Raw genomic sequence first — 1,176 nt, 5'->3', positions numbered from 1 at the left:
ATGTCGTGCAATAATAGTTATACGACATCCACGAAAAGGAGTGTAATAAATTACTATAATGTTAGACATGAGGAGAGATTCCGGGATTATAGAAATGGCGAAAATCACGAACAATGAAGGGGAACTGGATGATGAACAGATCATTGATTTATACCTCGCCGTACATGGGCATTTGCCGCAGACGGCCCGCAATTACCGGAGAGCCTTTATGCTGTTCCGCGGGTTTATCAGAAACAAGCGCTTGGCCCAGGTAAATTGGAAGGATATAGAGGCTTTCAAAATGGGGTTGGCGAAGGGGTATTGCAGCTATTCGGGCCAGCCGCTGGCGCCTGCCAGCATCTCCGCTTTAATCGCGCCGCTGAAATCCTTATACAAATGGGGAAGCGATCCCAACATCGGACTCTTCCCGCAAAACCCGGCAACAGCCGTGAAAATTCCCAGTATTCCGGTAACCAGCACCAAACGCTATCTGACCCAGGAAGAGGTGCTGATCCTGCTGAATCACCTGAAATTGGGGGGGAAACGGAACTATCTGATCGTATTGTCCCTGGTTATGCTGGGTTTGCGGGTATCCGAACTGGTGGCGATCCAATGGAGAAATTTCCAACCCGATCCGCTGAATATATCCGTTTGGCTGAGCGTGGAGAAGGGAAAAGGGGGAAAGCAACGGCAGGTGAAGGTGCCGAGAAAACTATGGTCTTTGCTGGAGGAATATAAAAAAGGCCTGTCGGAAAAAGGGGCAGCCGCGGATACGGACCATGTATTCCCCATTTCCTCCAGACAGGTGGAACGGATCATTCAAGCTGCTGCCAACCGGTGCTTCCATTCCAAGAAACCTACGCCCCACTGGCTGAGGCATACCAATGCTACCCTTGCACTACTGAGCGGCGCAACCCTCCAGCAAGTTCAAAATACATTGGGGCATTCTCATATCAATACGACACAGCGATATTTGCACACAGTCGAACAGATTGAAAAAGCCGCCCCGGATTATGTCGAGGATTGTCTGTTGATTCATGACAAATAAATCAGAACCTTAGAAAAAAGGCTGCAATTTGTTTTTTTGTGTTGATATATCCTTTAAAAAAACCTATAATTAACCAATATGTAGCAATAAAATTACAAAAATCTCTATCAATCTCCGTTGGATGTCGTATAACTATTATTGCACGACAT

Annotated in this window: 1 protein-coding gene; it reads left to right on the top strand. The window is 46.7% G+C overall.

What is annotated here, in order from left to right:
* The first annotated feature begins 94 nt into the window (after positions 1-94).
* The gene (locus DQG13_RS30305) at positions 95-1,027 is read left to right on the top strand and encodes a tyrosine-type recombinase/integrase (protein ID WP_113023923.1); all 933 of its coding nucleotides are present in this window, start codon (positions 95-97) and stop codon (positions 1,025-1,027) included.
* Positions 1,028-1,176: the final 149 nt, after the last annotated feature.

This window comes from Paenibacillus sp. YN15 (assembly GCF_003285005.1).
Classification (GTDB): Bacteria; Bacillota; Bacilli; order Paenibacillales; family NBRC-103111; genus Paenibacillus_AR.
This window is presented reverse-complemented; position numbering and strand designations above follow the sequence as displayed.